Origin of the sequence: Halobellus sp. MBLA0158 (assembly GCF_041477585.1) — an archaeon.
GTDB lineage: Archaea > Halobacteriota > Halobacteria > Halobacteriales > Haloferacaceae > Haloquadratum > Haloquadratum rubicundus.
Map to the genome: position 1 here is coordinate 999,710 of NZ_JBGNYA010000001.1, position 22,307 is coordinate 1,022,016.

A 22,307-nucleotide genomic window follows, 5' to 3' on the forward strand; every position below is an offset into this window, starting at 1 on the left:
ACAGTCGTTGGCGTAGCCCGTGGGTCGCCCTCGCCACGAGCGCGCGAACCGCCAGTTTTTATCTCCGACCCGCAGAACCGTCGATATGGATCAACTGCGGCAGTCGCTCCTCGAAGCCCCGATCATCGAGAAGGGAGACTACGAGTACTTCGTCCACCCCATCAGCGACGGCGTCCCGATGCTCCGCCCGGAGCTCCTGCGGGAGATCGTGATCAAGATCATCCGGAAGGCCGAGATCGACAACGTCGACAAGATCGTCACCCCGGCCGCGATGGGCATCCACATCTCCACGGCGGTCTCTTTGATGACCGACATCCCGCTCGTCGTCATCCGCAAGCGCCAGTACGGCCTCGACGGCGAAGAGCCGCTGAGCCAGCAGACGGGCTACTCCGAGAACGAGATGTACATCAACGACGTCGACCCGGGCGACCGCGTGCTCGTCCTCGACGACGTGCTCTCGACGGGCGGGACGATGCGGGCGGTGCTCGATGCCCTGGACACCATCGGCGCCGAGGTCGTCGACACCGTCGCCGTGATCAAGAAGGCGGGCCCGAACGAACTCGACGACAGCGACCACCACGTCAAGACGCTGATCAACGTCCGCGTCGAGGACGGCGAGGTCGTCATCGTCGACGCGCACGGCGACGACTGAGCCCGACACCGGGCGGCGCCGACATAAGTCAGTAGATCTACAGAATACGGGCGTCTGTGGGGGTGATCGATGGCTATTTCCGCAGATAGGCGCACGTTCGTCGTATGTCATCCGGTAGCGATTCGGACCGCCGCGGACCGACCGCGCTCGCGTCGCGGTCCCGGCGATCCTTTCTCCATCTACTCGGTCTCGGGGGCGCGGCGTCGCTCGCGGGCTGTAGCGCGCCGCAGGGGACCGGAGCGAGCGACGGGGCCGACTACGTCGACGGCACCTCGACCAGCGCCCAGACACTGAACTTCCTCAGCGTCGACGACGTCCCCTCCGCGAATCGGATCCAGCTGGCGCTCGACGGCGCCTACGCCGTCACGCCCGACCAGGAGATCTTCCCGCTGTGGGCCGACATCTCGACGGACGACGGCCGCGTGTACACCGTGGAGCTCCGCGACAATCTCCGCTGGGGTGGAGACTACGGGTCGATGACGGCCGAGGACTGGGTGTATATGATCACCGAGGTCTTCCAGGCGGAGCCGAACTGGGCGGGGTTCCCGAACCCCGGCGACTGGCGACGCGGGGGCGAGCCGATCCCCGTCGAGAAGACGGGCACGCGCTCGTTCGAGATCCGACTGCCGGAGCCCGACCCAGCCTTTCCGCTCCGGCCGATTATGTGGGGCGCCTACTGTATGCCCAAGGAGCTCATCCAGCGGTACCGGCCCGACGGCGACCAGGAGGGCCTCGCCCAGGACGAGGCGGTCCAGACGCTCGCGTACGCCGGCAACCTCGGCCCCTACACCTTCGAGCGCTGGGACCGTGGCGCGGCGTTCGTCGCCACGCGGAACGACGACTACTACCTCCGCGAGGCCGACGACGTCCCCGAGGCGTGGCAAGAGGCACCGTACTTCGACTCCTACACCTACGAGGTCGTCCCCGAGGAGAGCACGCGTCTTTCGGCGCTCCGCTCCGGCGAGCTGACAGCCACCGAGGTCCCCGAGTCCCGCGTCGAGCAGTTCGAGGGCCTGGAGGACGTCGACGTCAAGGTGTTCCCGCAGGCGTTTATGACCTCGCTGATCTACAATCAGCGCGCCAACGGCTCCTTCTTCGAGGCGCTCCGGAAGCCGGCGGTCAGGCGGGCGCTCGCGTACGCCGTCGACAAGGAACAGATCGTCGAGGACGTCCTCCGCGGGTACGCGACGGTCGCCCACACCTTCCAGCCGACGTTCTCGAAGTGGTACTCCGACGAGCGGGTCCGCGAACTCGGCGTCGGCGACGCGTACAGCCACGAGCGCGCCCGCGAGTTGCTCCGCGAGAACCTCGGCTCGACGCCGTACCGCTACGAGGGCGACCGCGTCGTCGACGCCGAGGGCGAGCCGGTGTCGCTGGACCTGGTCTTCGCGCAGGGTTCGCAGGCCGTCGAGACGACCGCCGAGCTCGTCGCCCAGGAGTACGACGCCGTCGGGATCGACGTCGAACTCTCCGCGAAGGAGTACGGGGCGATCGTCGAACAGCACCTCTACAACGACTGGCAGGGCGACGGCGAGGCGCCGTGGGACGCCGGCCCCTACAACGGCGGCCCGCGCGACGGCTCGCTGAGCGCCCGCCCCTGGGACATGCTCCTCGGCATCACGTTCAACACCTACCCGCGGACGCCGTCGGCCATCCGGAGCTTCGTGGTTGAGCGCGGCGGCACCAACTTCTACGGCTACCACCCCGAGACGGACTTCGCGTCGCTTTTCGACACCGCATCGAGCACCGTCGACGACGCGGAGCGCCGCGCGGCGCTGTCGGAGATCTTCGGCGCGCTCTCGGTCGAACAGCCGTTCAATTTCCTGAATATGGGCGTCGAGATCGTCGGCTTCGACGCCGACGTCCGCGGCCCCGAGGAGGTCTTCGGCTACACCTGGAACCGGAACACGTGGCGGCTTGACGCGGCCTGAGCGGCTGCGGGTCCGCGGGCGCCTCCGATCGAACCGGACGACACAGTTAACTGCGGACGACGGGACCGATTCTCAAAGACGGCGATCGCGAATCTCACGATGAGTCTGCACTGGTACACGGCGCGGCGGGTCGCGTGGGCGGGCGTCGTCGCCTTCGTCATCCTCACGGTCACGTTCGTCCTCCTGGAGTACGCGCCCGACCCGCAGTTGGCCCGGATCCAGTTTCGGGCGGCCGCGAGCGGCGGGAGCGCGGAGGCCGCCGCGGAGGCGTACGTCCGCCGGCGCGGGCTCCAGGGCCCGCTCTGGGCGCGCTATCTGGACTACCTCGCGAACCTCGCGACCGGCGACTGGGGCTGGTCGGACACCCGTTCACAGCCCGTCGTGACGGCCATCCTGACCGCGCTCCCGTACTCGCTGATGTACACCGTTCCGGCGGTCCTCCTCTCCACGTTCTTCGGCATCGCCATCGGGCTCTACTCGGCGTTCAATCAGTACACCAAGGCCGACTACGCGGCGACGTTCGTCGCGTTCTTCGGGATCAGCATCCCGAACTTCTGGTTCGGGATCGTGCTCATCCTCGTGTTCGCGGTCCACCTCGGCTGGGTGCCCGTCCTCTTCGACGCCCAGCTGGCCCGGACGCGGCCGTTCTCCCTCGCGAACGCCCGGCAGCTCGCGCTCCCCGTCTTCGTCCTCGGGACGGGCGCCATCGCGAGCACGATGCGCTACGCCCGGGCCGAGGCGCTGGAGTACGTCCGCGCGGCGTTCGTGAAGACCGCGCGGGCGAAGGGCGCCAGCGAGTGGCGGATCCTCACCCGACACGTCCTCCGGCCGACACTCGTTCCCCTCTCGACGATCCTCGTCGGCGACTTGCTGGGCGTGATCCTCTCGGCGTCGTACCTCGTGGAGGTCGTCTTCGGCATTCCGGGGATCGGCCGTCTCAGCCTGGAGGCGATCCGCCGCCAGGACACCGCCCTCGTCCTCGGAACGACGCTCGTGCCCGTTTTCGTCGCCGTGATCGGCAATTTGCTTCAGGACCTCGCGTACGCCGCGCTGGACCCGCGGATCGACTACGGTGATCGGTGATGGCGGGGGACGGACGCGAGGACGGCCACGACGCCGGGGATCCACTAGCCGAGTCGGAGCGCGAGCGCTTCGAAGACGTCGACTGGGAGGCGATCGACGCCGACGACGGCGGCCGCTCGCGGACGCGACTCGCCGCTCTCGCGGCCGTGGTCGCCTACGCGCTCGCGCTGGCCTACGACCTGTCCCTGCCGCCTGATCGGCCGACCGTCGAGGTCGGATCCCTCGATTTCGTCTGGGACGTCACCGCGGTCGACTGGCTGTTCGTCGCGACGCTTCTGGCCCTCGGCTTCGCGCTCGTCCCGCTCGCGCGGAACCGCCGGCTGACCGCCTACTACTGGCGTCGATTCCGACGCCACACCCCCGCGGTCGTCAGCCTCGCGTACCTCGCTTTCGTCTTCCTGCTCGGCTCGGTCGGCACGCTCTTCCTCCAGCCGCCGGACCTGAACGTCGCGGCCGCGTACCAGCCGCCGGTGTTCCTGAGCGTCGACGCCGCGGTCCCGACCGAGTGCGTCGGGCCGGTCATCGACGGCCGGTGCCGGGGCACGTGGCGGTATCCGCTGGGGACCACGGCCGAGGGCAAGGGACTGCTCGCGCTCGCGATCTTCGGGATGCGCGTCAGTATGCAGGTGGGGCTGATCGCGACGCTCATCTCGATCGCGATCGCGACCGCCGTGGGCGCGACGGCCGCCTACGCGGGCGGGTGGGTCGACGAGGCGCTGATGCGCTACGTCGATATCCAGCAGACCTTCCCGACGTTCTTCCTCTTTCTCTTTCTTGCATACCTCTTCGGCGGCAGCCTCTTCGTCCTCATCGTGATCTTCGGCGTGACGGGGTGGGGCGGGATCGCCCGGATCGTCCGGAGCGAGGCGCTCCAGCGTAGCGAGGAGCCCTACGTCGACGCCGCAAGCGCGGCCGGCGCGTCCGGCCCCTGGATCGTCTGGCGGCACGTCGTCCCGAACGTCTCGAACTCCATCGTCACGGCCGCGACGCTCAACATCCCGATCCTGATCCTCTCGGAGGCGGCGCTCTCGTTCATCGGCCTCGGGAACGCGACGCTGCCCTCGTGGGGACAGACGATCGCGGCCGGGCGGGGCGACCTCGCGACCGCCTGGTGGGTCTCGACCGTCCCCGGTGTGTTCCTCTTCGCGACCATCCTGGCGTTCAACTTCGTGGGCGACGCGCTCCGGGACGCGCTCGATCCGCGGCAGGAGGTGGGCCGGTGAGCGACCGCACGGACGGCCGCGGCGGCGGAGGCGGTGACGACCGCGGCGAGGACGCCGGCGGCGACGCCCGCGATCCGCTCCTCCGCGTGTCGGACCTCCGCGCGCGCTTCCGGACCGACGCCGGACCCGTGCGCGCGCTCGACGGCGTCTCCTTCGACGTCGCCCGCGGCGAGACGGTCTGTCTCGTCGGCGAGTCCGGCAGCGGCAAGACCGTCGCGAGCGAGTCGATCACCGGCCTGGTCGACGCCGACGGCGGCGACGTCGTCGCCGGCGAGCTCCGCTTCGACGGGCGCGACCTCCGCGCGCTCCCCGAGTCGGAACTCCGCGCGCTCCGCGGCGATCGGATCGCCCACGTGTTCCAGAACCCCCAGAGCGCGCTGAATCCGGTGTACTCGATCGGCTGGCAGGTCGCCGAGGCGGTCCGGCTCCACGCGGACGTCTCCAAGCGCGAGGCCCGGACGCGCGCGATCGACCTCCTCGACCGCGTCGGCCTCCCCGACCCGGCCGGTCGGATCGACGACTACCCCCACGAGCTCTCCGGCGGGATGAAACAGCGCGTCGCGATCGCGATGGCGCTGGCGGGCGAGCCGGATCTCCTGATCGCCGACGAGCCGACGACCGCGCTCGACGTGACGATCCAGTCGCAGGTGCTCCGACTGCTCGACGAGCTCCAGTCTGAGAGGGAGATGGCGCTGCTGCTCGTGACCCACGACCTCGGCGTCGTCGCCGAGATGGCGGACCGCGTCGTCGTGCTGTACGACGGGCTCGTGATGGAGCGCGGGAGCGTCTACGACGTCTTCGAGCGGCCGTCGCACCCGTACACGCGAGCCCTGCTCGACGCGCTTCCGGGGCGGCGCGGATTCGGGCGCTCGGGGACCTCAGCGAACGCAGGTACGGACGGCCAGCACTCAACGTCGTCTTCCGGTCGTAGTTCGGCGACAGACGGCGACCCGCCGCCTGGCTGTCGGTTCCGCGCACGGTGCCCCCACGCCGTCGACGCCTGCCGGGAGGGCGAGCACCCGCCGCTGTATCCGACGCCGGGCTCGGAATCGGCCCCCGACGGCGACGCCGCGGCCGCCGAACACGTCGCGTCCTGCGTTCACTTCCGACCTGACGGTGATCCCGGCGTCGTCTACGGATCCGATCCGACCGAGGGCGAGGCCAACGCCGACGCCGACGCGGGTGAGACGCGATGACCGCTGATCGATCCTCCGCCGACGCGCCGCTCTTGGCCGTCCGCGGCCTCGAAAAGCACTACCGGCTCACGGAGGGCTTCTGGAACCGCGAGGCGGGGCGCGTCCGCGCCGTCGACGGCGTTGACCTGACGGTCGAGCGCGGCGAGGCGGTCGGGCTCGTCGGCGAGTCCGGCTGCGGGAAGTCGACGGCGGCGCGGGCGATCCTCCGGATCGACGAGCCCACGGGCGGCACCGTCCGCTTTCGCGGCGAGGACGTCACCGAGTACGATCGGCCGGCGCTCAAGCGGTTCCGCCGCCGCGCGCAGTTGCTCTTCCAGGATCCGACGTCGAGCTTCGACCCCCGGCGGTCGATCGGGGAGTCGGTCGCCGAGCCGCTGGCCGTCCAGGGGATGGCGGACCGTGCGCGCAGGCGCCGGCTCGCCGAATCGACGCTGGAGCGCGTCGGCCTCGATCGACGCGACGCCGACCGCTACCCGCACGAGCTCTCCGGCGGCGAGAAGCAGCGGGCGGCGCTGGCCCGCGCGCTCGTCGTCGATCCCGACCTCCTGGTCGCGGACGAGCCCGTCTCGGCGCTCGACGCGTCCGTGCAGGCCGACGTCCTCGGACTGCTGGACCGCCTCCGGCGGGAACTCGACCTCGCCGTCCTCCTGATCAGCCACGACCTCGCCGTCGTCCGCGAGGTCTGCGACCGCGTGGCCGTGATGTACCTCGGCGAGGTCGTCGAGTCCGGGCCGGTCGAGTCCGTGTTCGGCGATCCGCAGCACCCCTACACCCGAGCCCTGCTCGCGTCGATGCCGATCCCCGACCCGCGAGTCGAGCGGCCCGACGTCCGACTCCGGGGCGAGGTCCCGAGCGCGGCCGACCCGCCCGACGGCTGTCGGTTCCACACGCGGTGTCCCGAGGTGATCCCGCCGGAGGGCTACGACCTCGACGGCGAGGACTGGCGACGGCTCCACCGCTTCCGGATCCGGCTCGGCCGAGAGTCGAGCATCGACGTCGGCGCGGTTCGCGAGTACGTCGCGGCCGAGCGGGGCGTCGACCCCGACGACGTCGCCAGCGAGGCGGTACAGACTGCACTCAGACGCGAGTTCGACCTCCCCGAGCCGCTGTCGGACCCCGACGCGGAGGCGGTCCTCGACCGCGCGCTCGGCCGACTCGTCGCGGGCGACGACGCGGCCGCGGCGGAGGTCCTGGCGCGGGTGTTCCGCTCGCCCTGCGAGGCGTCGTCGCCGCGGATGCGCGACCTCGACGGGGAGAGCGCCGGCCGCGACGCACACACCGCCGCCTGTCACCTCCTCGACGAGGCGTCCGCGGCCGACGCCGATGACGTCGATCGCGATGCCGGCGCCCGCGACTCGGCGGACTGACGGCCTTCGCGCCGCTCACTCGATCACGAACCGCGGCTCGGCGATCCGCTCCGAGCGGCACTCCGGACACCGCGAGGGGTCGTTCAGCGGGTCGTCGAAGCCGTCGAAGCCGCACTCGCGGCACTCCGGCGGGGCGACGAGGAACTGCTCGTCCTCGCCGTCGACGCTCTGGGCGACGTGTTCGACGTGTCGGTAGACCGACGATCGGGGCACGCCGACCGCGGTCGAGAGGGCGGTCGCGTCGTGGGGCTCGGCGCGGAGCGCGTCGGCGATCCGCTGTCTCGTCGTGGCGTCCTCGCCCGGTTCGGACATATCCCTACTCCGGCGGCGGACCGCAATAGATCCTTCTCTCCGACCGGCGGACGGCGAGAGAGGCCGCTGGGGAAACAATCTTGAGACTCCGGGCGGAGAGCATACGTATGAAGGCTGTTGTCCTCGCGGGCGGGTACGCGACGCGGATGTGGCCGATCACGAAAGACCGGCCGAAGATGCTCTTGCCGATCGGCGACGGCACGGTCATCGACATCATCTTCGAGGAACTCGAAGCCGACGACCGGATCGACGAGGTGTTCGTGAGCACCAACGAGGCCTTCGCCGGCGACTTCGAGGCGTTCCTCGCCGACTCGCCCTACGACAAGCCGACCGTCTCCGTCGAGGAGACCGTCGAGGAGGACGAGAAGTTCGGCGTCGTCGGCGCGCTCGAACAGCTCATCGACCGCGAGGGCGTCGACGACGACCTGGTCGTCATCGCGGGCGACAACCTCCTCTCCTTCCAGGTCTCGGAGTTCGTCGACTTCTTCGAGTCGAAGGGGACGCCGTGTCTCGCCGCCTACGACGTCGGCTCGAAGGAGCGCGCGAAGTCCTACGGCCTCGTCCAGCTGGACGGCGACCGCGTCGTCGACTTCCAGGAGAAGCCCGACGATCCACAGAGCACGCTCGTCTCGATCGCCTGTTACGCCTTCCCCGCGGAGACGCTCCCGGACTTCGAGACCTACCTCGCGAACGGCAACAACCCCGACGAGCCGGGATGGTTTATGAAGTGGCTCCAGGACCGGGGCGTCGTCAACGCGTTCACGTTCGACGGCGCGTGGTTCGACATCGGCACGCCCGAGAGCTACCTGGAGGCGGTGTCGTGGCACCTCGGCGGCGACACCTACATCCACGGGGACGCGACGCTCGACAACGTCGAACTGGGTGAGAACGTCCACGTGATGGCCGGCGCCGAAATCACCGACTCGACGCTCGATCGGAGCGTCGTCTTCGGCGACGCGGTGATCCGCGACTCGGAGCTCCGGAGCACGATCGTCGACGAGCACGCCCACGTGGAGAGTCTGGACCTCTCCGCGGCGCTGGTCGGCGCACACTCCCGGCTCGGATAGCCCGCGTCGCCGCCGACTCGTACCGGATTCGCGGTTCGTTCCTCTCGCCGCCGATTCGGCTACCGGTACCGGAGCGACACCGTGGTGGCGCCGCTTTCGGTCTCCTCGACGCTGATCGCGGGGAGCCGCGCCCACGCGGCGGGGAATCGCTCGGCGATCGCGTCCAGCCGGACGCTCGGATGGCGGAGCACCGCGTAGAGGCCGGACAGCGCGCCGACCGCGATCAGGCCGGCGTCCGCCGTCGGGCCGGTGACCGGTGCGGCGACGGCGACGCCCGCGCACGCGAGCCCCAGGAGGACGTCCTCGACCGCGCCCGAGTACCGGACCAGCCGCCGCGGGCGGTGCCAGGCGCCGAGCGCGTGGTTGTACACCGCCCGCTCGGTCGTCGGGTTCCACGGCTCGGCCTCGACGCTGCCAGCGAGGACGTCCGCCCACGAGTGGGCCGCCGCCGCGGCGACGGCCACCCAGACGAGCCACAGCGTCGGATCGGCGGCGACCGCGTGGACCCCGAGGAGGCCCGCCGCGAGTGCGGTGTATCCGACCGGGAAGTGGAGCGTCTTCCGGTGGTCGGCGACCACGTCCAGGTCGGGCGCGATCCCGCCGAGGAGCGCCGCTGCGAGCACCGGCGGCGCGGCGTACTCGGGTCCGAAGGGCAGCAACGCGGTCGCGACGGCGACGCTCGCGAGCCCGTGGGTGAACGCCATCATACGGCTATCTACGGCTACCGAGGGCTCGGTAGTATAAATACTCGTCACCCCTCGCCGCCGAGGGCGAGTACCAGCCGCCGCCTGTACAGATAGACGACAACGGAGACGACGCCGAGCGCGACGACGAGCACCCCGGCCCGGACGAGCGCGCCGTCGGCGACCCGCGTGCCGACGTAGGCGACGAGGAGGAACGAGGGGGTCCGACCGACGATGACGAGTGCCAGGAACCTTCGAGCGCGGAGGTCCGAGAGCCCGGCGACGAAGCAGAGCAGGTCGTCGGGGAACGTCGGCAAAAGGAAGAGCACGAACAGTCCGGCGGCGCCGTTCCGGTCGAAGAACGCGTCCCACCGCTCCAGCGTCGCGGGCTCGATCACGCGTTCGACGTACGGCCGTCCGAACCGTCGACTCGCGGAGAACACGATGGCGCTCCCCGCGGTGACGCCGAGCATACTGTAGGCGACCCCGGGGAGGCTCCCGAAGAGGTACCCGCCGACGCCGCCGAGGACCTGTCCGGGGATGGGCGCGACGACGACTTGGACGGTCTGCAGGGCGACGAACGCGAGCGGCGCGTACCAGCCGAGGCCCGCCAGCTGGCTCCGGATCCACTCGGGGTCCGTCGCCGACGGGACGAACCGCTCGACGGCCACGGCGGCGACGACGAACGACCCCACGAGCAGCAGGACGCGGGCGGCGGCGCTCCGGCGGGCGGCCGGGGAGGCGAAGACGTCGTCGCGCATCACACCAGCGACAGCGTTCGGTACCGCGCGTTGGCGAACAGCTTGCTGACGTACTGCCAAGTCGAGGTGCGGCGTCCGACCGCGGTGGTGTCGCCGTCACGCATCGCGCCGACGAGCGACTCGGAGGTGAGGTCGGTCTCGGGCGGGAGCGTCACCGCCGTCGTCGCCAGCCCGACGGTGCCCGCTCGGTGGGCGTCGCTCCCGCCGAACATCGCGTACCCGCGCCGTGCGGCGAAGCTCCGGGCCTGTCCGTTGCGGATGTTCAAGAGCGCGTGCGCGTTGTGGACCTCGATGCCGTCGACGGCCTCGATGGCGTCGGCTCGCGCCCCGTGTCGCGATCGCTGAAACGGGTGCGGAACGACCGCGAGCCCGCCCCGATCGCGGACCGCGCGCGCCGTGGTCGGGAGCGGTCGACCGGGCTCGGGAGCGTCGTGGACGCCGATCGCCAGCAGATGCCCGTCGGCGGTCGAGACCTCGCAGCCGACGACGACCACCACGTCGCGGTCCGCCGCGAGCGTCTTTGCGACGCGGGCGCCCTCGACGGTGTCGTGGTCGGTGACGACGACCGCGTCCAGGCCGGCCCGCTCGGCCGCGTCGAGCAGCCGCTCGGGGGTGGCGTGGCCGTCGTACGAGGCGACGGTGTGGAGGTGCGGGTCGACGGTGACGGTCCGCCCCTCCGTCATAGGTAACCCAGCTCAAGGCAGAGCGCGATCCCGCCCGCGACCAGCGCGCCGATGCCGGCGAGGACGTGGCTCGCGTCGGTCTTGTACGCCTTGTAGTTCGAGATCATGAGCGGGCAGGCGGCCGCGATGAGGACGCCGGCGAGCCACCCCGACCAGCCGAACAGCGCCGCGAGGAGGTAGTTCCCGACGACGACGAGGTTCGTGTGGACCACCGTCGTCCCGTGGTAGTAGCTGCGGCCGTCGTCCTCGCCGAACCCCTCCTCGTTGTGGCGGATGAGGCGCAGGCCGCCGAAGGCGAGGATCAGGAAGCCGACGATCCACGTCGCGGCCATATGCGGGGAGAACACCCGGTAGAGGAGAGCCGCCGGCACGAGGTACGCGAAGACGTCGATGAAGGAGTCGACCCGGCGCCCGAACGGCGAGGACTCGCCCGTCCGACGCGCGTACCAGCCGTCCGCCTTGTCCAGGAGGAACGCGCCGAACATCGCCAGCAGCGCGAGGTTCGGCTCGCCCCGGAGGAACAGCAGCGCACAGCCCCACGCGACGAACAGGGCCCCGAGGCTGATGTAGTCGGCCCCCGTCAACTGCGCCGCGACGTTCGTTCGGTCGATCGGATCGAGCACCCGGTCCGTGCTCTCGACCCGGGCCCTGACCTCCCGGAGCGCCTCTCTGACTTCCTGACTCATCCTTGTCGGACCGGTGGCACGCACGCGTGTTAAAAATACTCCGAGAACTATTTACTTAGTAGATATTTATATATCTATGTATTCGAGGGGAGAGAAACGGGTCAGTACGTGCGATAGTACGAAAACCGGCCGAGTCGAATATAGCCGTGGGTGCGGGCCGGCTCGAACCCCTCGCGCTCGAACAGCCGTCGGGACGGGACGTTGTCCCGGGCGACGAGCGCGGTCGCCCGCGCCGCGCCCCGGTCGCTCGCCCACCGGCACGCGTGCGCGACCAGCGCCGTCGCGACGCCCCGGTTCCGGCGGTCGGGATCGACGAACACGCGTCTGATGTACGCGCCCTCGAAGCTCCGCTCCCGTTCGAGCGGGTCGATCGTGTGCGTGGCGTCCAGCGAACAGAACAGGTATCCGGCCGGTTCGTCCCCGTCGAAGGCGGCGATGACGACCTCGCCGGGCTGGAGTTCCGACCGCGGCGCGCCGAGCGACGCGACTCGCTCGGGATCGACGACGCCCACCGTATGATTCGCCCCCCGGTCAGTCGCCCCGTCGGTCGGAAGCGCCGCCACGTACTCCGTCATCAGCGTCGCCGTCACCCCGAGCGCCTGCAACCGATCGTAGACGGCGCGTCCGTAGCGGTTTCGGGACAGCTTCCACGCCTTCGTCACGCGAGGATATATATTGAAGAGAGAAATAAATATGCTGGTCCGATTCGGTGCCGATGGGGCCGTTGGGTGGTCCGGCGTTTTGCCGCCCGCTCACTCGCCGAGCCAGGCGTCCGTCACGCGGATGTGGCCGCGCGTCCCCTCCCAGACCGTTTCGTACTCCAGTTCGATCGGCCGGTCCATATGCGGGCCGTCGGTCACGAGCGTCTCGAACTCCCCGCCCTCGCCGAGGACGTGGACGCCGTAGGCGTCGTTGAGTTCGGCCAGTTCGTCGAGGGCGTCGGCGTCGAGCGCGCGGCCGAGCCACGACTCGTCGAGGCCGCCGGCGGCGACCTGAACGATGGTGATCTCGAAGCCCACCGCGAGCATCTCCTCGCCGAGCTCGCGCGGATCGCGCTGCCACAGCGGCGCGAAGAGGTCGATCCCGAGCCGGTCGCACATCGCCTCGATGCGGGAGGTCTGGTACTCGCTCTCGACGGCGCCCGCCGTGACGCCGGCGAGGCCGCCGTCCAGTTCCGATCGGAGGTCCTCGAGCGCGGCCTCCAGGGGCTCGACCTCGCGGTCGCCCTGCGCGCCCGCGTCGTCGGCGTCGGCGGCGCCGAGGTCGTCGGGTTCGACCTCCACGAGTTCGATACCGATGCTCTCGGCCGCGAGGCCGGCCAGCCGGGTCTCCGGCACGTGGTACATATACGAGTCGTCGCCGGGGTGGACGGTGAGGAGCCGCGCGACGTCCAGTCCCTCTTCGAGCGCGCGGTAGAGCGCCCACGAGGAGTCTTTGCCGCCGGAGAAGAGGCTCACCCACTTGCCGGAATCGGTCATCGGCCGATGTTGGCCGCCGGCGTACAAACGAGCACCGGTTCGGCGGCTTCAGGCGTCGTCGACGCGCTCGTCCTCGGTGTCGATTCGGGAGGCGTCCTCTGTTCCAGCCTCGCGGCGGTTCCGCGCCTCCATCGCGTCGGCGAGGCGCTCGACGGCCTCGACCATCCGGTAGACGGCGACGACGAGCGCCCAGGCGACGTAGATCCCGGCGGCGATCCCCACGATCACGAACCAGATGAGGATCTGGCCGGCGATGACGAAACTGTACGCGAGCGTGACGAGGAGGACCGCGCCGAGCGCGATCTTCGCGTTCCTCGACAGCCGCGGCGGAAACTCGGAGGGCACGCTACGCACGTCTCCCGACGGACAAGTAAGCGTGTCGCCGTCGGCGGTCCGGCGCTGTACGGCCTCGGTCGGAGTTAGCGCTTGTCGGAATCGACCGGGGACTCGGCGCCGGAGTCGGTGCCCGCACTGGCGTCTTCGGCGCCCGACTCGTCGTCGGGTTCGGTCTCGTGGTCCATCTGCGGGACCTCGCCTTCGAGCCACTCGCGGAACCACTTGACGCGCTTGAGCCGCTCGTGGGCGATGCTCTCGGCGGCGTCGGAGTTGATCCGGTCCGTGGCGTCGCGGCCGCGTTCGAGGACGCGCTCGACCATCTCGGCGGCGTCCATGTGCGTCCGCGCCTCGTAGCCCATCCGCAGGAGCATCAGGGCGGCCCCGTTGGCGCCGACCTTGTCGAGGATGTCGGCCTCGATGAGGCTCTGGGTCTCCAGGGAGACGTCGTCGAGCGGGCCCTGGTAGGAGTGGTCGGCGACGACCTGACACACCTGCTCGACGAACGACTGCGGGAAGTCCCCGTGGGTCGTCAGGTACTCGCGGGCGACGCGGGCGCCCTCCTCGGCGTGGACCTCCTGTTCGGCTTCGAGCTTCGAGATGTCGTGGAACAGCGCCGCCACGCGGACGACGTCGACGTCCGCGCCCTCCCGCTCGGCGATGCGCGTCGCGAGCTTGACGACGTTCAGGATGTGGTTGAAGCGGTACTCGGCGCTGTGCCAGGGGTACCACCGCATCCGGCCGCCGTCCTCTTCGCTCTCGACGCTCGCGGTGAGGTAATCGCGGACGAACCGCTTCATCTCCTCGAACTCCGCGTCGCTGACCGCCGACTCCTTGATCTCAACGCCCACGGAACCACCTCGGTTCCGTCCCCGTCGGGGGGTCGACGAGATCGACGTTCGCGTTTGGGTTCATTACCGGATAGAACGGTTCTTCGGTTCTTAGGCGTTACGACGACCCGAAGGTCGTGGTTCGCGCGGGATTCTCCGATTTTGTGCCGTGTGCTCATACGTACCGCACGAAGAAGAAGCACCCGACGAGCGAGAGGAACGACACCACGACGACGACGTCGAAGCCCGACAGCCGGTCGCCGAGGGGCTCCCCGCGGTCGTTCGTGACCTCCGCGACGACCTCCTCACCGAACTCCCGGATCGAGTCCGCTATCGAGCCGTCGCTCTCGGTCGGTGCCGCGGTCGGCCGCGCCGTCGCCGTCGCGGTGGCATCGACTCGGATGCTATCGCCTCCAGATCGTCCGGCGGCGCCGGGCGCACCACCGCCGCCCGCACCGCTCGCGGTCGTGCCGTTCGGCGTCGTCGCGTTCGTCACGTTCGTCGCGTTCGCGCGGACCACTCCCGCGACCGCCAGTTCGGCGTCGTCGGCCACGACGCCGACCCTCGACGTCAGGGTGAAGTTCTCGCCGACGCTCCGGTTGCCGAAGTCGAAGACGGCGCGCCAGTCGCCTTCGGGATCGACCACGGCCGATCCGGTCTTCAGGAACGCGCCGCTCCCGTTCGCGGAGCGGATCCGGAGGTCCAGCACCGTCCCCGGCGCGGCGGTCGTTCGGCCGCCGATCGATTGATTCGCCGCGGCGGCGACGACCACCGGCTCGCGGTCGGTCGCGATCCGCCCCTCCACGAGCGCGTACTCGCCGCCCATCGACCGCTCGGTGTCGTCGAGGCCGTCGAAGGGGCCGCTCTCGTTGACGGCGAACTCGACCGTGAGCGCGTCGCCCGGGCCGGGAGCGCCGGTCGATTCGCGGGTCCCGACCGCGTCGTCGTCGGCAGCGCCGGGCCCGTCGAGTCGGTACGCGACGACGTACGTGTCGTTCGCGGGGTCGGCGACGACGTCGGCGTTGCTGTGGTTCAGTTCCAGCTGGTAGGCTTCCGCGTTCGCGCCCGGATCCGCCTGGGTGACGTTCAGCGCGTGGCGATGGCCCGGAGCCGTGCCGGCCAGCGCGAAGAACGCCTCGGCGGTCGAGCCGGACTGCGACGCGAGCGCTCCCGCGAGTCCGGGCGCGACGATCCGGTGGACGACGACGTCGCCGACCGCGATCTCCGTCGACGGCACGAGACGCGCCGCGTCCGCCGCTGCTTCGACGTCCTCGAACGCCCCGAAATCCGTTCCGGCGGGCGCGACCCACGTGGCGAGCGACTCGGGCGCCGGCGCGTCGAGGACGAGCGTCCCGACCGACTCGGCGGCCGCACTCGCGTCCGTTCCGGGCCGCACGCCGAGTTCGTACTCGCCGGCCGCCAGCGATCCCTGGATCGCGTAGCGGTCGTCGACGTCGGCCGCGACGACCGCGTCGGTCACATTCGCGGTCGCGTTCGCCCCGCGCGGCGGAGCGGTCGCGAAGACGTCGCCGCCGTCGGCCGGCAGGGCAGTCTCTCCGACGACCGCGTCCGTGTTGAAGCGCAGCCGGACCCTCCCGTCGCCGTTCCGGTCATCGACCGTGACGTTGGCGCCGAAGCCGTCCGCGTCGCTTCCGATCGTGACCGTGACGGCGTCGGCGTACGCCAGTTCGACGCCGATCTCGACGACGTCGCCGGCGTCCTCGCCGACGACGGACGAGCGGAACGCCGCGGTCCGGAGCGCCGCGTCGACGACGGTGATCGCCTCCGAAGCGCTCGCCGTCTCGGTCGCGACGTCGGTCACCGTCACCGTGTAGTTCCCCGGGCCCGCGGCCGCCAGCGCGTCGCCGCCGATCTCGATCGGCGTCTCGCCGTTCCCGGCGAGCGTCTCGTTCGCCCGCGCGACCACGGCCCCGCTCTCGTCCGCGAGCGCGACCTCGACCGTCCGACCGCCCGCGTTCGCCAGAACCGTCCCCTCGACGGCGTCGTCGGTGGTGAGGTTCCGGTCGTCGACCGCGACGTCCAGCTCCAGCGCTCGGACGGCGAGGTCCGTTCGCTCGTCCGCGCGCCCGTCGTCGAGCCGCGTTTCGATCTCGTACCCGCCGCTCCAGTTCCGCGCGTCGGTGTCGAAGACGAACGCCTGACTTCCGCTGCCGGTCCGGCCGGCGAAGACGAGCGCGTCGGTCTCGTCTACCACCTCGAAGGACTGATCGACGTCGTCGCTGCCGCCGTTCGCGACGAACGCGATCGTCGCGTTCTCGTAGACGTCGGCGTCGCTGCCCTCCGTCACGGTTGCGTCTGTCACCGCGACGTCGACGATGCCGGGCCTGATCGTCTCGGTGTCGATCGAGTCGTTGACGGCGTCGATCCGGACCGACGCGTTCGCCCGCGGGCCGAGCGCCGTCCCGGAACTGAGCACGACCTGGCCGCCGCTCGACCCGTCGGCGTCGAGGACGTACCGCGACGTGACGTCGTCGCCGTCGACGCTCACGGTGATGTTGTCCCCGAGCGCGAGCGCGCCCGCTGCGCCGCCCGCCTTCGAGACGTCCTCGCTGAACGGGATTTCGATGACGCTCGCCGTGTGTGCGGGCGTCGTGGCACCGAGGTCTCCGACTGAAAATTCGGCGACTGGGCCGAGGGATAGAGGAATTGATTTAGTCTCTGTTTCTGCTTCGATAGTAGCTATCGCTTCCCGTGTTGTGCTCGCGCTTTGATCATAATATGTTGAATTAATGTTGTCATCAGTAGTTACCTGAAGCGTTCCTGGACTGTCTGTGCTATCTACGGATTTTGTGCCTGAGAATTTACTTCCAGTACTGTGAGATAGTACAATAGTCTCAGATGATTTATAAGAGATTGTGTCATCCGAATCTGACGATGTGATTAAATCGATTTCGACTGTTCCGTCTGAGTTCCGCGTAACACTTGATATACCTCCAGAATTGTCTCTTTGATTAGTGTATACCAGATCTTTCGCATCTATTTTGTTGTTATCGTTTAAATCTGCGACAGGATGATCTGAAACGATGGTTTTGGAACCATCGGCGATATCTTCATCCAGTATATCGATTTTCGATTCCGTCTCGGACTCAATATTAACAACGTACGTCTCACTCGTCGAGAGATCGGCGTCGTCGACGGTCACCGTGACGGTGTCGCCGTCGGCGTACGTCGACGAATCGAACGAGATCGTTCCCGGATCAGCGGCGGCGACGTCGACCGTGACCACGGCGCTGCCGAACAGACTGAACAGGAGTAGCAATACGAGAGAGATCGACCGTATGAGAAGTCGTTTCATTAAATTTTACTCGGGCCGTCGACGGCGCATACGCTATCGGATGGTCGTTCTGTCGGCTCGACTGTCGACGGACTCTGTCATCGACAAGCTGGGTCGAAAGAACGGGCTCCCGGGAGTGACGACTCGGCTGTGAAACGGTCACCGACCGAGTCCCTCCTGCGCACGCATTTCGTCTGTTGTCAGCCCGTGAGCAGACGAGTCAAACATCGTATAAGTAGCCTTCTATTTGATATCAGAATAGAGATTTAGGTTGAGAAAACGCATACTGAATGGAGTTAGTTCGAATTTCCAGTTCTCATAGACGATATCTCAGATTTTATGAGCCGGTGCTGTGCCTCATCATTTCAAACCACTGAAAAGTAGTCCCGGGCGGATTCGAACCGCCGTCATGGGCTCCAAAGGCCCATATGATTGGCCGCTACACCACGGGACTCCACCCGTAACTCACGTCGGAGTCTTTGAAAAGCCATCGGGTTGCGACCGCCGCGGCGCTGTGACCGCCGGGCGCACAGACGGCCGCGCGCGATCGGTCGCAGTCCGGTCGGTCCCTACTCGGGGTGCGTGTACGGCTCGACGCTGTATCCGCCGCACTCCGGGCAGACGTGATACTGGACGTCGAACGCCGTCCCGCACCCCTTACACACGTAGGGCGTCGGTCGGTCTGCCGCCTCTGCGGATTCGCGGGGTCCCACGCCCGCGAGCGCGAGGAGGCGATCGATCGCCGCTGTCCCATCCATACACGCCGCCACTCCCGGCACCGTCTTGAAGATGTGGGCTTTCGGTTCTCGCCCGTCGCTCCCGGTCGGCCCGCCCGTCACGGGGGTCAGTCCGCCCGCTGCTCTTCGGTCTCGACGCTTTCGGCGGCCACTTCGAGGTGACAGCACGCGTCGGTCTCCGGATCGAAGCAGTCCGGACACTTCTCGTTGCGGTCGATGATCGTGTCCAGCCGCTCGGCGACGAGGTCGTCGATGACGGGTTCGAGCTCGCGCGCCTCCGCGCGGAACTCGTCGACCGAGAGGACGTTCGCGAGGAAGCGCTCGATGATGCAGTAGGTCTGGAGCGCGTCGCGAGCGCGGACTATCCCATCGTCGGTCAGGGTCACGCCCTTGTACTTCTCGTGTTCGGCGAGCCCGCGGGATTCGAGCTTGCCGATCATCTCGTTGGCGCTCGCGGGGCTGACGCCGAGCCGTTCGGCGAGCGCGCCGGTCGAGGCCGGCCCGTTTTCCATCTCCTGGAGGAGATAGATCGCTTTGACGTACTGGTCGGCCGTGTTCATCGCTTCCTCCCGTCGTGCGTCGTGTTCCGTCTCATTGGCGGTCGTTCATCACTTTCGTGACCTCCTCGACGCCGTCGGCCTCCTCCTCGCGGATCTCGACGAGGACGTCGATGAGGCGGTCGCGATCGATGCCGAACGTGGCCTCCGAGGCTCGCAGCGCCCCGATGAGGTCGTCGTAGAATTTGTATGCGGTCTCCTCGTTCGCCAGCTGGTCGTAGAGGATGTCGTCGAAGTCCTCCGGGTCGGTGCCGCCGTACTGAGCCTCGACGAGCGTTTCGATCTCCTCGAACGGGATGCTCTCGGCGTCCAGTTCGTCGACGAGCGATTCCAGGCGCTCGCGGTGGTCGGCGGATTCCTCGGCGGCGTGCTCCAGGAGCGACTCGATCTCGGGATCGAGCGACCCCTCGTCGAGCGACTGGTAGTGGTGGTACGATCGGGCCTCGACGACCTCCTCGAGGACGATCCCGATCTGGAGGAGCCGCGCGAGCTGGTGGTCGGAGTTCACCCGGTGGCCGACGCTCACGGGGCCACCTCCGTGTCCCTGGGCGACGCACAGTTCATACGCAAGCGGTTGGTACAGACGAACTTAAGCCGTTCCCCTTCGCTGAGGCGTCTCCGGTGGCTCCCGCCGGCCGCGGTGGAGGGAATCCCCTCGGAAACCGTTTTGCGGCCGGAGCGGTGAGTGGTGGTATGCTCTACGACGCAGTCTCGGACCCGGCGGCGCGCTCTCCGCCGGCCCTCCGCGAGGCGTACGAAGAACAGCTCAGGGCCGTCGTCGACGACGTCGGGGTCGAGGCCGCCGCGGCCGAGTCCGGCGTCGACCGCGAGGCCGTCGAGTCCGTCGCCGACGGTCCCGCGCCGGACCTGCGGGTCGAAGACGCCGCGGCGCTGCTCGCGCTCGACGACGGGCGCCCGGACGCCGAAACGATCGTCCTCGAACTCCAGGACCACCTGCTGATGGCGATGACGACCGGTGTCGTCGACGTCGACACGATCGCCTCGAACGTCGACCTCGACCTCTCGGGCCAGGAGGTCCAGCAGGCCATCGAGGGCCGGACGTCGATGACGCTCGCCCAGCTCGCGGCGATCCAGCAGTACCTCGCCGAGCGGAACGACCGCTGATGGCCCGGACCGTCATCGTCGGCTGCGGCTACGTCGGGCTCGAACTCGGCCGACAGCTCCGCGACGCGGGCCACGAGGTCGCGGGCGTGCGACGCTCCGAATCGGGACTGGACACCGTCGCCGACGCAGGGCTCGATCCCGTGCGCGCCGACGCCACCGACCCCGACTCCCTGGACGCGCTCCCGGACGCCAACTGGGTCGTCTTCGCCGCCAGCTCCGGCGGCCGCGGCGCCGACGCCGCGCGCGAGGTCTACGTCGACGGCCTGCGGAACGTCATCGACGAGTACGGCGATCGAGCCGCTCCTCCGGACCGCCTCGTCTACACCTCCTCGACGGGGGTCTACGGCGACCACGACGGCGACTTCGTCGACGAGTCGACGCCGATCGAGCCCACGACCGAGAAGACCGAGGTCCTCGCGGAGGCCGAGCGGATCGCCCGCGAGGAGGCGGGCGCCGTCGGCGTCGACGGGACCGTCGCGCGCTTCGCCGGGCTGTACGGCCCCGACCGCTACCGCCTCGACCGCTACATCGAGGGGCCGGTCACGGAGGGGTACCTGAATATGGTCCACCGCGACGACGCCGCGGGCGCGGTCGGCTTCCTCCTCGACGCGGACCGCGCGCGCGACGATGTCGTCCTCGTCGCCGACGACGAGCCCGCCGACAAGTGGGCCTTCGCGGACTGGCTGGCCGAGCAGTGCGGCGTCGCCGAACCGCCGAAGCGGACGATCGAAGAGCGCCTCGCAGAGTCCGACCTCTCAGACGCCGCGCGCCGCCGCCTTCAGACGAGCAAGCGCTGCGACAACGGCCGCCTCCGCGAACTGGGCTACGAGTTCGCGTACCCGACGTTCCGCGAGGGCTACCGCGACGCGATCGAGGCGTTCCGCGCCGGCGCGGACGCGTCGGAGATCTGATAGTGATTGCTCTCACTGTTCACCGCGAACGCCACCCCCGGTGACGGCGTTCGGCGGTAAGCGACGGGAGTACTCACTACGGGGCAACGAGGGGTCGATTTCCGCCGATCCGGCCGCAGTATGTCGATTGAAACGAAGGAATCTTCTTACGGGTGCATCCGCATCGGAGTCGTATGGCCAGTCCGCTCTCCGAACTGCTCGCCCTCGGTTCGGAGCTACTCGACCGCGCGGGCGCGTTCGCGATGGACCACCCGGCGGTCGCCGCCGCGGTCGTCGTCGGCCTGCTGGCGCTCGTGGCCGGCCTCGCTCTCCTCCGGCGGTTCACGCGCCCCGAGGGGGCGCAGTTCCGCGACGAACTCGCCGCGCTCGACGAGGTGGCGGTCCTCCTCCATCCCAATCCGGACCCCGACGCGATGGCGACCGGCATCGCCGTCGCGAGCCTCGCCGAGCAGGCCGGCGCCGACGCGCGGGTGCAGTACCCCGGTCAGATCCGCCACCAGGAGAACCGCGCGTTCCAGACCGTCCTCGAACTCGACATCGACCGGATCGACCACGTCAGCGACGTCGCCGCCGAGCACGTGATCCTCGTCGACCACAACCGCCCGCGGGGGTTCGCCGGCGCCGACAGCGTCCTCCCCTTCGCGGTCATCGACCACCACCCCGGCGACGGCACCGGCGAGGCCTTCACCGACGTCCGCACTGACTACGGCGCGGCCTCCAGCATCGTCGCGGAGTACTTCGAGGACCTGGGGGCGACGCCCGTGCCGCCGGCCAAACACGAGAGCGAGGTCGACTCGACCTACACGGTGCCGTCGACGGTCGCCACGGGCCTCCTCTACGGCATCCTCACCGACACGAAGCGGCTGACCGCGGGCTGTTCGGCCGCGGACTTCGGCGCCGCGGGCTTCCTGTATCCGGGCGTCGACGAGGACCGCCTCGACCGCATCGCCAACCCCGAGGTCTCGACGGAGGTCTTAGACCTGAAGGCGCGCGCCATCGCCGGCCGCGACGTCCGCGGGCCCTTCGCGGTCAGCGACGTCGGCCGCATCTCCAACGCCGACGCCATCCCGCAAGCCGCCGACGAACTGGTCCTGCTCGAGGGCGTCACCGCCGTGGTCGTCCTCGGCGAGCGGCAGGGCACGATCCACCTCTCGGGGCGCTCCCGCGACGACCGGGTCCACATGGGCCGGACGCTCGACGAGGCGGTGTCGGCCTTCGCGGACGGCTCCGCGGGCGGACACGCCAGGATGGGCGGCGGCCAGATCGGCCTCCGCGACGGCGAGATCCGGACGGACGACGGCGAGACGGTCGACCGCGACGCCTTCCGCGAACGGCTCTTCGCGTGCCTGTCGGGGGACACCTGAGCTGGACCGCTCGCCTCGGCGCCGGAGCGACGC

At 69.3% G+C, this 22,307-nt stretch carries 24 protein-coding genes and 1 tRNA gene; 11 read left to right on the forward strand and 14 right to left on the reverse strand.

What is annotated here, in order from left to right:
- Window positions 1–85 precede the first annotated feature (85 nt).
- From hpt to OS889_RS05175, 6 genes are all read left to right on the forward strand, one after another.
- Window positions 86–652, forward strand: coding sequence for a hypoxanthine/guanine phosphoribosyltransferase (gene hpt, locus OS889_RS05150; RefSeq protein ID WP_372387897.1), 567 nt, complete (start codon window positions 86–88; stop codon window positions 650–652).
- A gap of 104 nt (window positions 653–756) precedes the next feature.
- Window positions 757–2,583: an ABC transporter substrate-binding protein gene (locus OS889_RS05155; protein WP_372387899.1), complete on the forward strand. Its 1,827-nt coding sequence runs from the start codon at window positions 757–759 to the stop codon at window positions 2,581–2,583.
- 99 nt (window positions 2,584–2,682) lie between these two features.
- Window positions 2,683–3,666 carry an ABC transporter permease gene (locus tag OS889_RS05160; RefSeq protein WP_372387901.1) on the forward strand — a complete coding sequence of 328 codons (984 nt, stop codon included), beginning with the start codon at window positions 2,683–2,685 and terminating at the stop codon, window positions 3,664–3,666.
- Window positions 3,666–4,889 (forward strand): ABC transporter permease, encoded by a 1,224-nt coding sequence (locus tag OS889_RS05165; RefSeq protein WP_372387903.1) that lies wholly within the window; start codon window positions 3,666–3,668, stop codon window positions 4,887–4,889. The genes OS889_RS05160 and OS889_RS05165 overlap by 1 nt, the downstream gene beginning before the upstream one ends.
- 86 nt (window positions 4,890–4,975) lie before the next feature.
- Entirely contained in the window at window positions 4,976–6,085 is a 1,110-nt protein-coding gene (locus OS889_RS05170) for an ABC transporter ATP-binding protein (RefSeq protein ID WP_372391552.1), read from the forward strand.
- Window positions 6,082–7,452, forward strand: coding sequence for an ABC transporter ATP-binding protein (locus OS889_RS05175; protein ID WP_372387905.1), 1,371 nt, complete (start codon window positions 6,082–6,084; stop codon window positions 7,450–7,452). The genes OS889_RS05170 and OS889_RS05175 overlap by 4 nt, the downstream gene beginning before the upstream one ends.
- Before the next feature lie 15 nt (window positions 7,453–7,467).
- Here the strand turns inward: OS889_RS05175 and OS889_RS05180 are convergent, their stop codons facing one another.
- Entirely contained in the window at window positions 7,468–7,764 is a 297-nt protein-coding gene (locus tag OS889_RS05180) for a transcriptional regulator (RefSeq protein WP_372387907.1), read from the reverse strand.
- 107 nt (window positions 7,765–7,871) lie between these two features.
- Between OS889_RS05180 and OS889_RS05185 the strand changes: the two genes are divergently transcribed.
- Complete coding sequence (locus OS889_RS05185; RefSeq protein WP_372387908.1) at window positions 7,872–8,831, forward strand: nucleotidyltransferase family protein; 960 nt, start codon at window positions 7,872–7,874, stop codon at window positions 8,829–8,831.
- A gap of 59 nt (window positions 8,832–8,890) precedes the next feature.
- Here OS889_RS05185 and OS889_RS05190 read toward each other — a convergent pair whose 3' ends face one another.
- From OS889_RS05190 to OS889_RS05230, 9 genes are all read right to left on the reverse strand, one after another.
- Complete coding sequence (locus OS889_RS05190; RefSeq protein WP_372387910.1) at window positions 8,891–9,538, reverse strand: metal-dependent hydrolase; 648 nt, start codon at window positions 9,536–9,538, stop codon at window positions 8,891–8,893.
- 44 nt (window positions 9,539–9,582) lie between these two features.
- Window positions 9,583–10,275, reverse strand: a complete 693-nt coding sequence (locus OS889_RS05195) for a TVP38/TMEM64 family protein (RefSeq protein WP_372387912.1) — start codon at window positions 10,273–10,275, stop codon at window positions 9,583–9,585.
- The gene (locus OS889_RS05200; RefSeq protein WP_372387914.1) at window positions 10,275–10,958 is read right to left on the reverse strand and encodes a CehA/McbA family metallohydrolase; all 684 of its coding nucleotides are present in this window, start codon (window positions 10,956–10,958) and stop codon (window positions 10,275–10,277) included. The genes OS889_RS05195 and OS889_RS05200 overlap by 1 nt, the downstream gene beginning before the upstream one ends.
- Window positions 10,955–11,644, reverse strand: coding sequence for a CDP-alcohol phosphatidyltransferase family protein (locus tag OS889_RS05205; RefSeq protein ID WP_372387916.1), 690 nt, complete (start codon window positions 11,642–11,644; stop codon window positions 10,955–10,957). The genes OS889_RS05200 and OS889_RS05205 overlap by 4 nt, the downstream gene beginning before the upstream one ends.
- Window positions 11,645–11,745: 101 nt before the next feature.
- Entirely contained in the window at window positions 11,746–12,306 is a 561-nt protein-coding gene (locus tag OS889_RS05210; RefSeq protein ID WP_372387918.1) for a GNAT family N-acetyltransferase, read from the reverse strand.
- Window positions 12,307–12,396: 90 nt separating this feature from the next.
- Complete coding sequence (locus tag OS889_RS05215) at window positions 12,397–13,122, reverse strand: diphthine--ammonia ligase (RefSeq protein ID WP_372387920.1); 726 nt, start codon at window positions 13,120–13,122, stop codon at window positions 12,397–12,399.
- Window positions 13,123–13,170: 48 nt separating this feature from the next.
- Window positions 13,171–13,467, reverse strand: coding sequence for a DUF8066 domain-containing protein (locus OS889_RS05220; RefSeq protein ID WP_372387922.1), 297 nt, complete (start codon window positions 13,465–13,467; stop codon window positions 13,171–13,173).
- Between the two features lie 74 nt (window positions 13,468–13,541).
- The gene (locus tag OS889_RS05225) at window positions 13,542–14,306 is read right to left on the reverse strand and encodes an HD domain-containing protein (protein WP_372387924.1); all 765 of its coding nucleotides are present in this window, start codon (window positions 14,304–14,306) and stop codon (window positions 13,542–13,544) included.
- 154 nt (window positions 14,307–14,460) lie between these two features.
- Window positions 14,461–16,794: a BGTF surface domain-containing protein gene (locus tag OS889_RS05230; RefSeq protein WP_372387926.1), complete on the reverse strand. Its 2,334-nt coding sequence runs from the start codon at window positions 16,792–16,794 to the stop codon at window positions 14,461–14,463.
- A gap of 535 nt (window positions 16,795–17,329) precedes the next feature.
- On the opposite strand from OS889_RS05230, the gene OS889_RS05235 reads away from it, so the two are divergent.
- The gene (locus OS889_RS05235) at window positions 17,330–17,734 is read left to right on the forward strand and encodes a hypothetical protein (protein WP_372387927.1); all 405 of its coding nucleotides are present in this window, start codon (window positions 17,330–17,332) and stop codon (window positions 17,732–17,734) included.
- A 227-nt stretch (window positions 17,735–17,961) separates the two neighbouring features.
- Here the strand turns inward: OS889_RS05235 and OS889_RS05240 are convergent.
- From OS889_RS05240 to OS889_RS05255, 4 genes are all read right to left on the reverse strand, one after another.
- Window positions 17,962–18,034: transfer RNA gene (locus OS889_RS05240), tRNA-Gln, on the reverse strand.
- A gap of 115 nt (window positions 18,035–18,149) precedes the next feature.
- Window positions 18,150–18,338: a hypothetical protein gene (locus OS889_RS05245; RefSeq protein ID WP_372387929.1), complete on the reverse strand. Its 189-nt coding sequence runs from the start codon at window positions 18,336–18,338 to the stop codon at window positions 18,150–18,152.
- Between the two features lie 86 nt (window positions 18,339–18,424).
- Entirely contained in the window at window positions 18,425–18,877 is a 453-nt protein-coding gene (locus tag OS889_RS05250; RefSeq protein WP_372387931.1) for a metal-dependent transcriptional regulator, read from the reverse strand.
- Between the two features lie 31 nt (window positions 18,878–18,908).
- Window positions 18,909–19,400, reverse strand: a complete 492-nt coding sequence (locus OS889_RS05255) for a ferritin-like domain-containing protein (protein WP_372387933.1) — start codon at window positions 19,398–19,400, stop codon at window positions 18,909–18,911.
- A 167-nt stretch (window positions 19,401–19,567) separates the two neighbouring features.
- Here OS889_RS05255 and OS889_RS05260 point away from each other — a divergent pair, with 167 nt between their 5' ends.
- From OS889_RS05260 to OS889_RS05270, 3 genes are all read left to right on the forward strand, one after another.
- A complete protein-coding gene (locus OS889_RS05260) occupies window positions 19,568–19,999 on the forward strand; it encodes a DUF5791 family protein (protein WP_372387935.1) in 432 nt (143 codons plus the stop codon).
- Window positions 19,999–20,910, forward strand: a complete 912-nt coding sequence (locus OS889_RS05265) for an SDR family oxidoreductase (protein ID WP_372387937.1) — start codon at window positions 19,999–20,001, stop codon at window positions 20,908–20,910. Before OS889_RS05260 ends, OS889_RS05265 begins: the two co-directional genes overlap by 1 nt.
- Before the next feature lie 242 nt (window positions 20,911–21,152).
- Window positions 21,153–22,274 carry a DHH family phosphoesterase gene (locus OS889_RS05270; RefSeq protein ID WP_372391554.1) on the forward strand — a complete coding sequence of 374 codons (1,122 nt, stop codon included), beginning with the start codon at window positions 21,153–21,155 and terminating at the stop codon, window positions 22,272–22,274.
- Window positions 22,275–22,307: the final 33 nt, after the last annotated feature.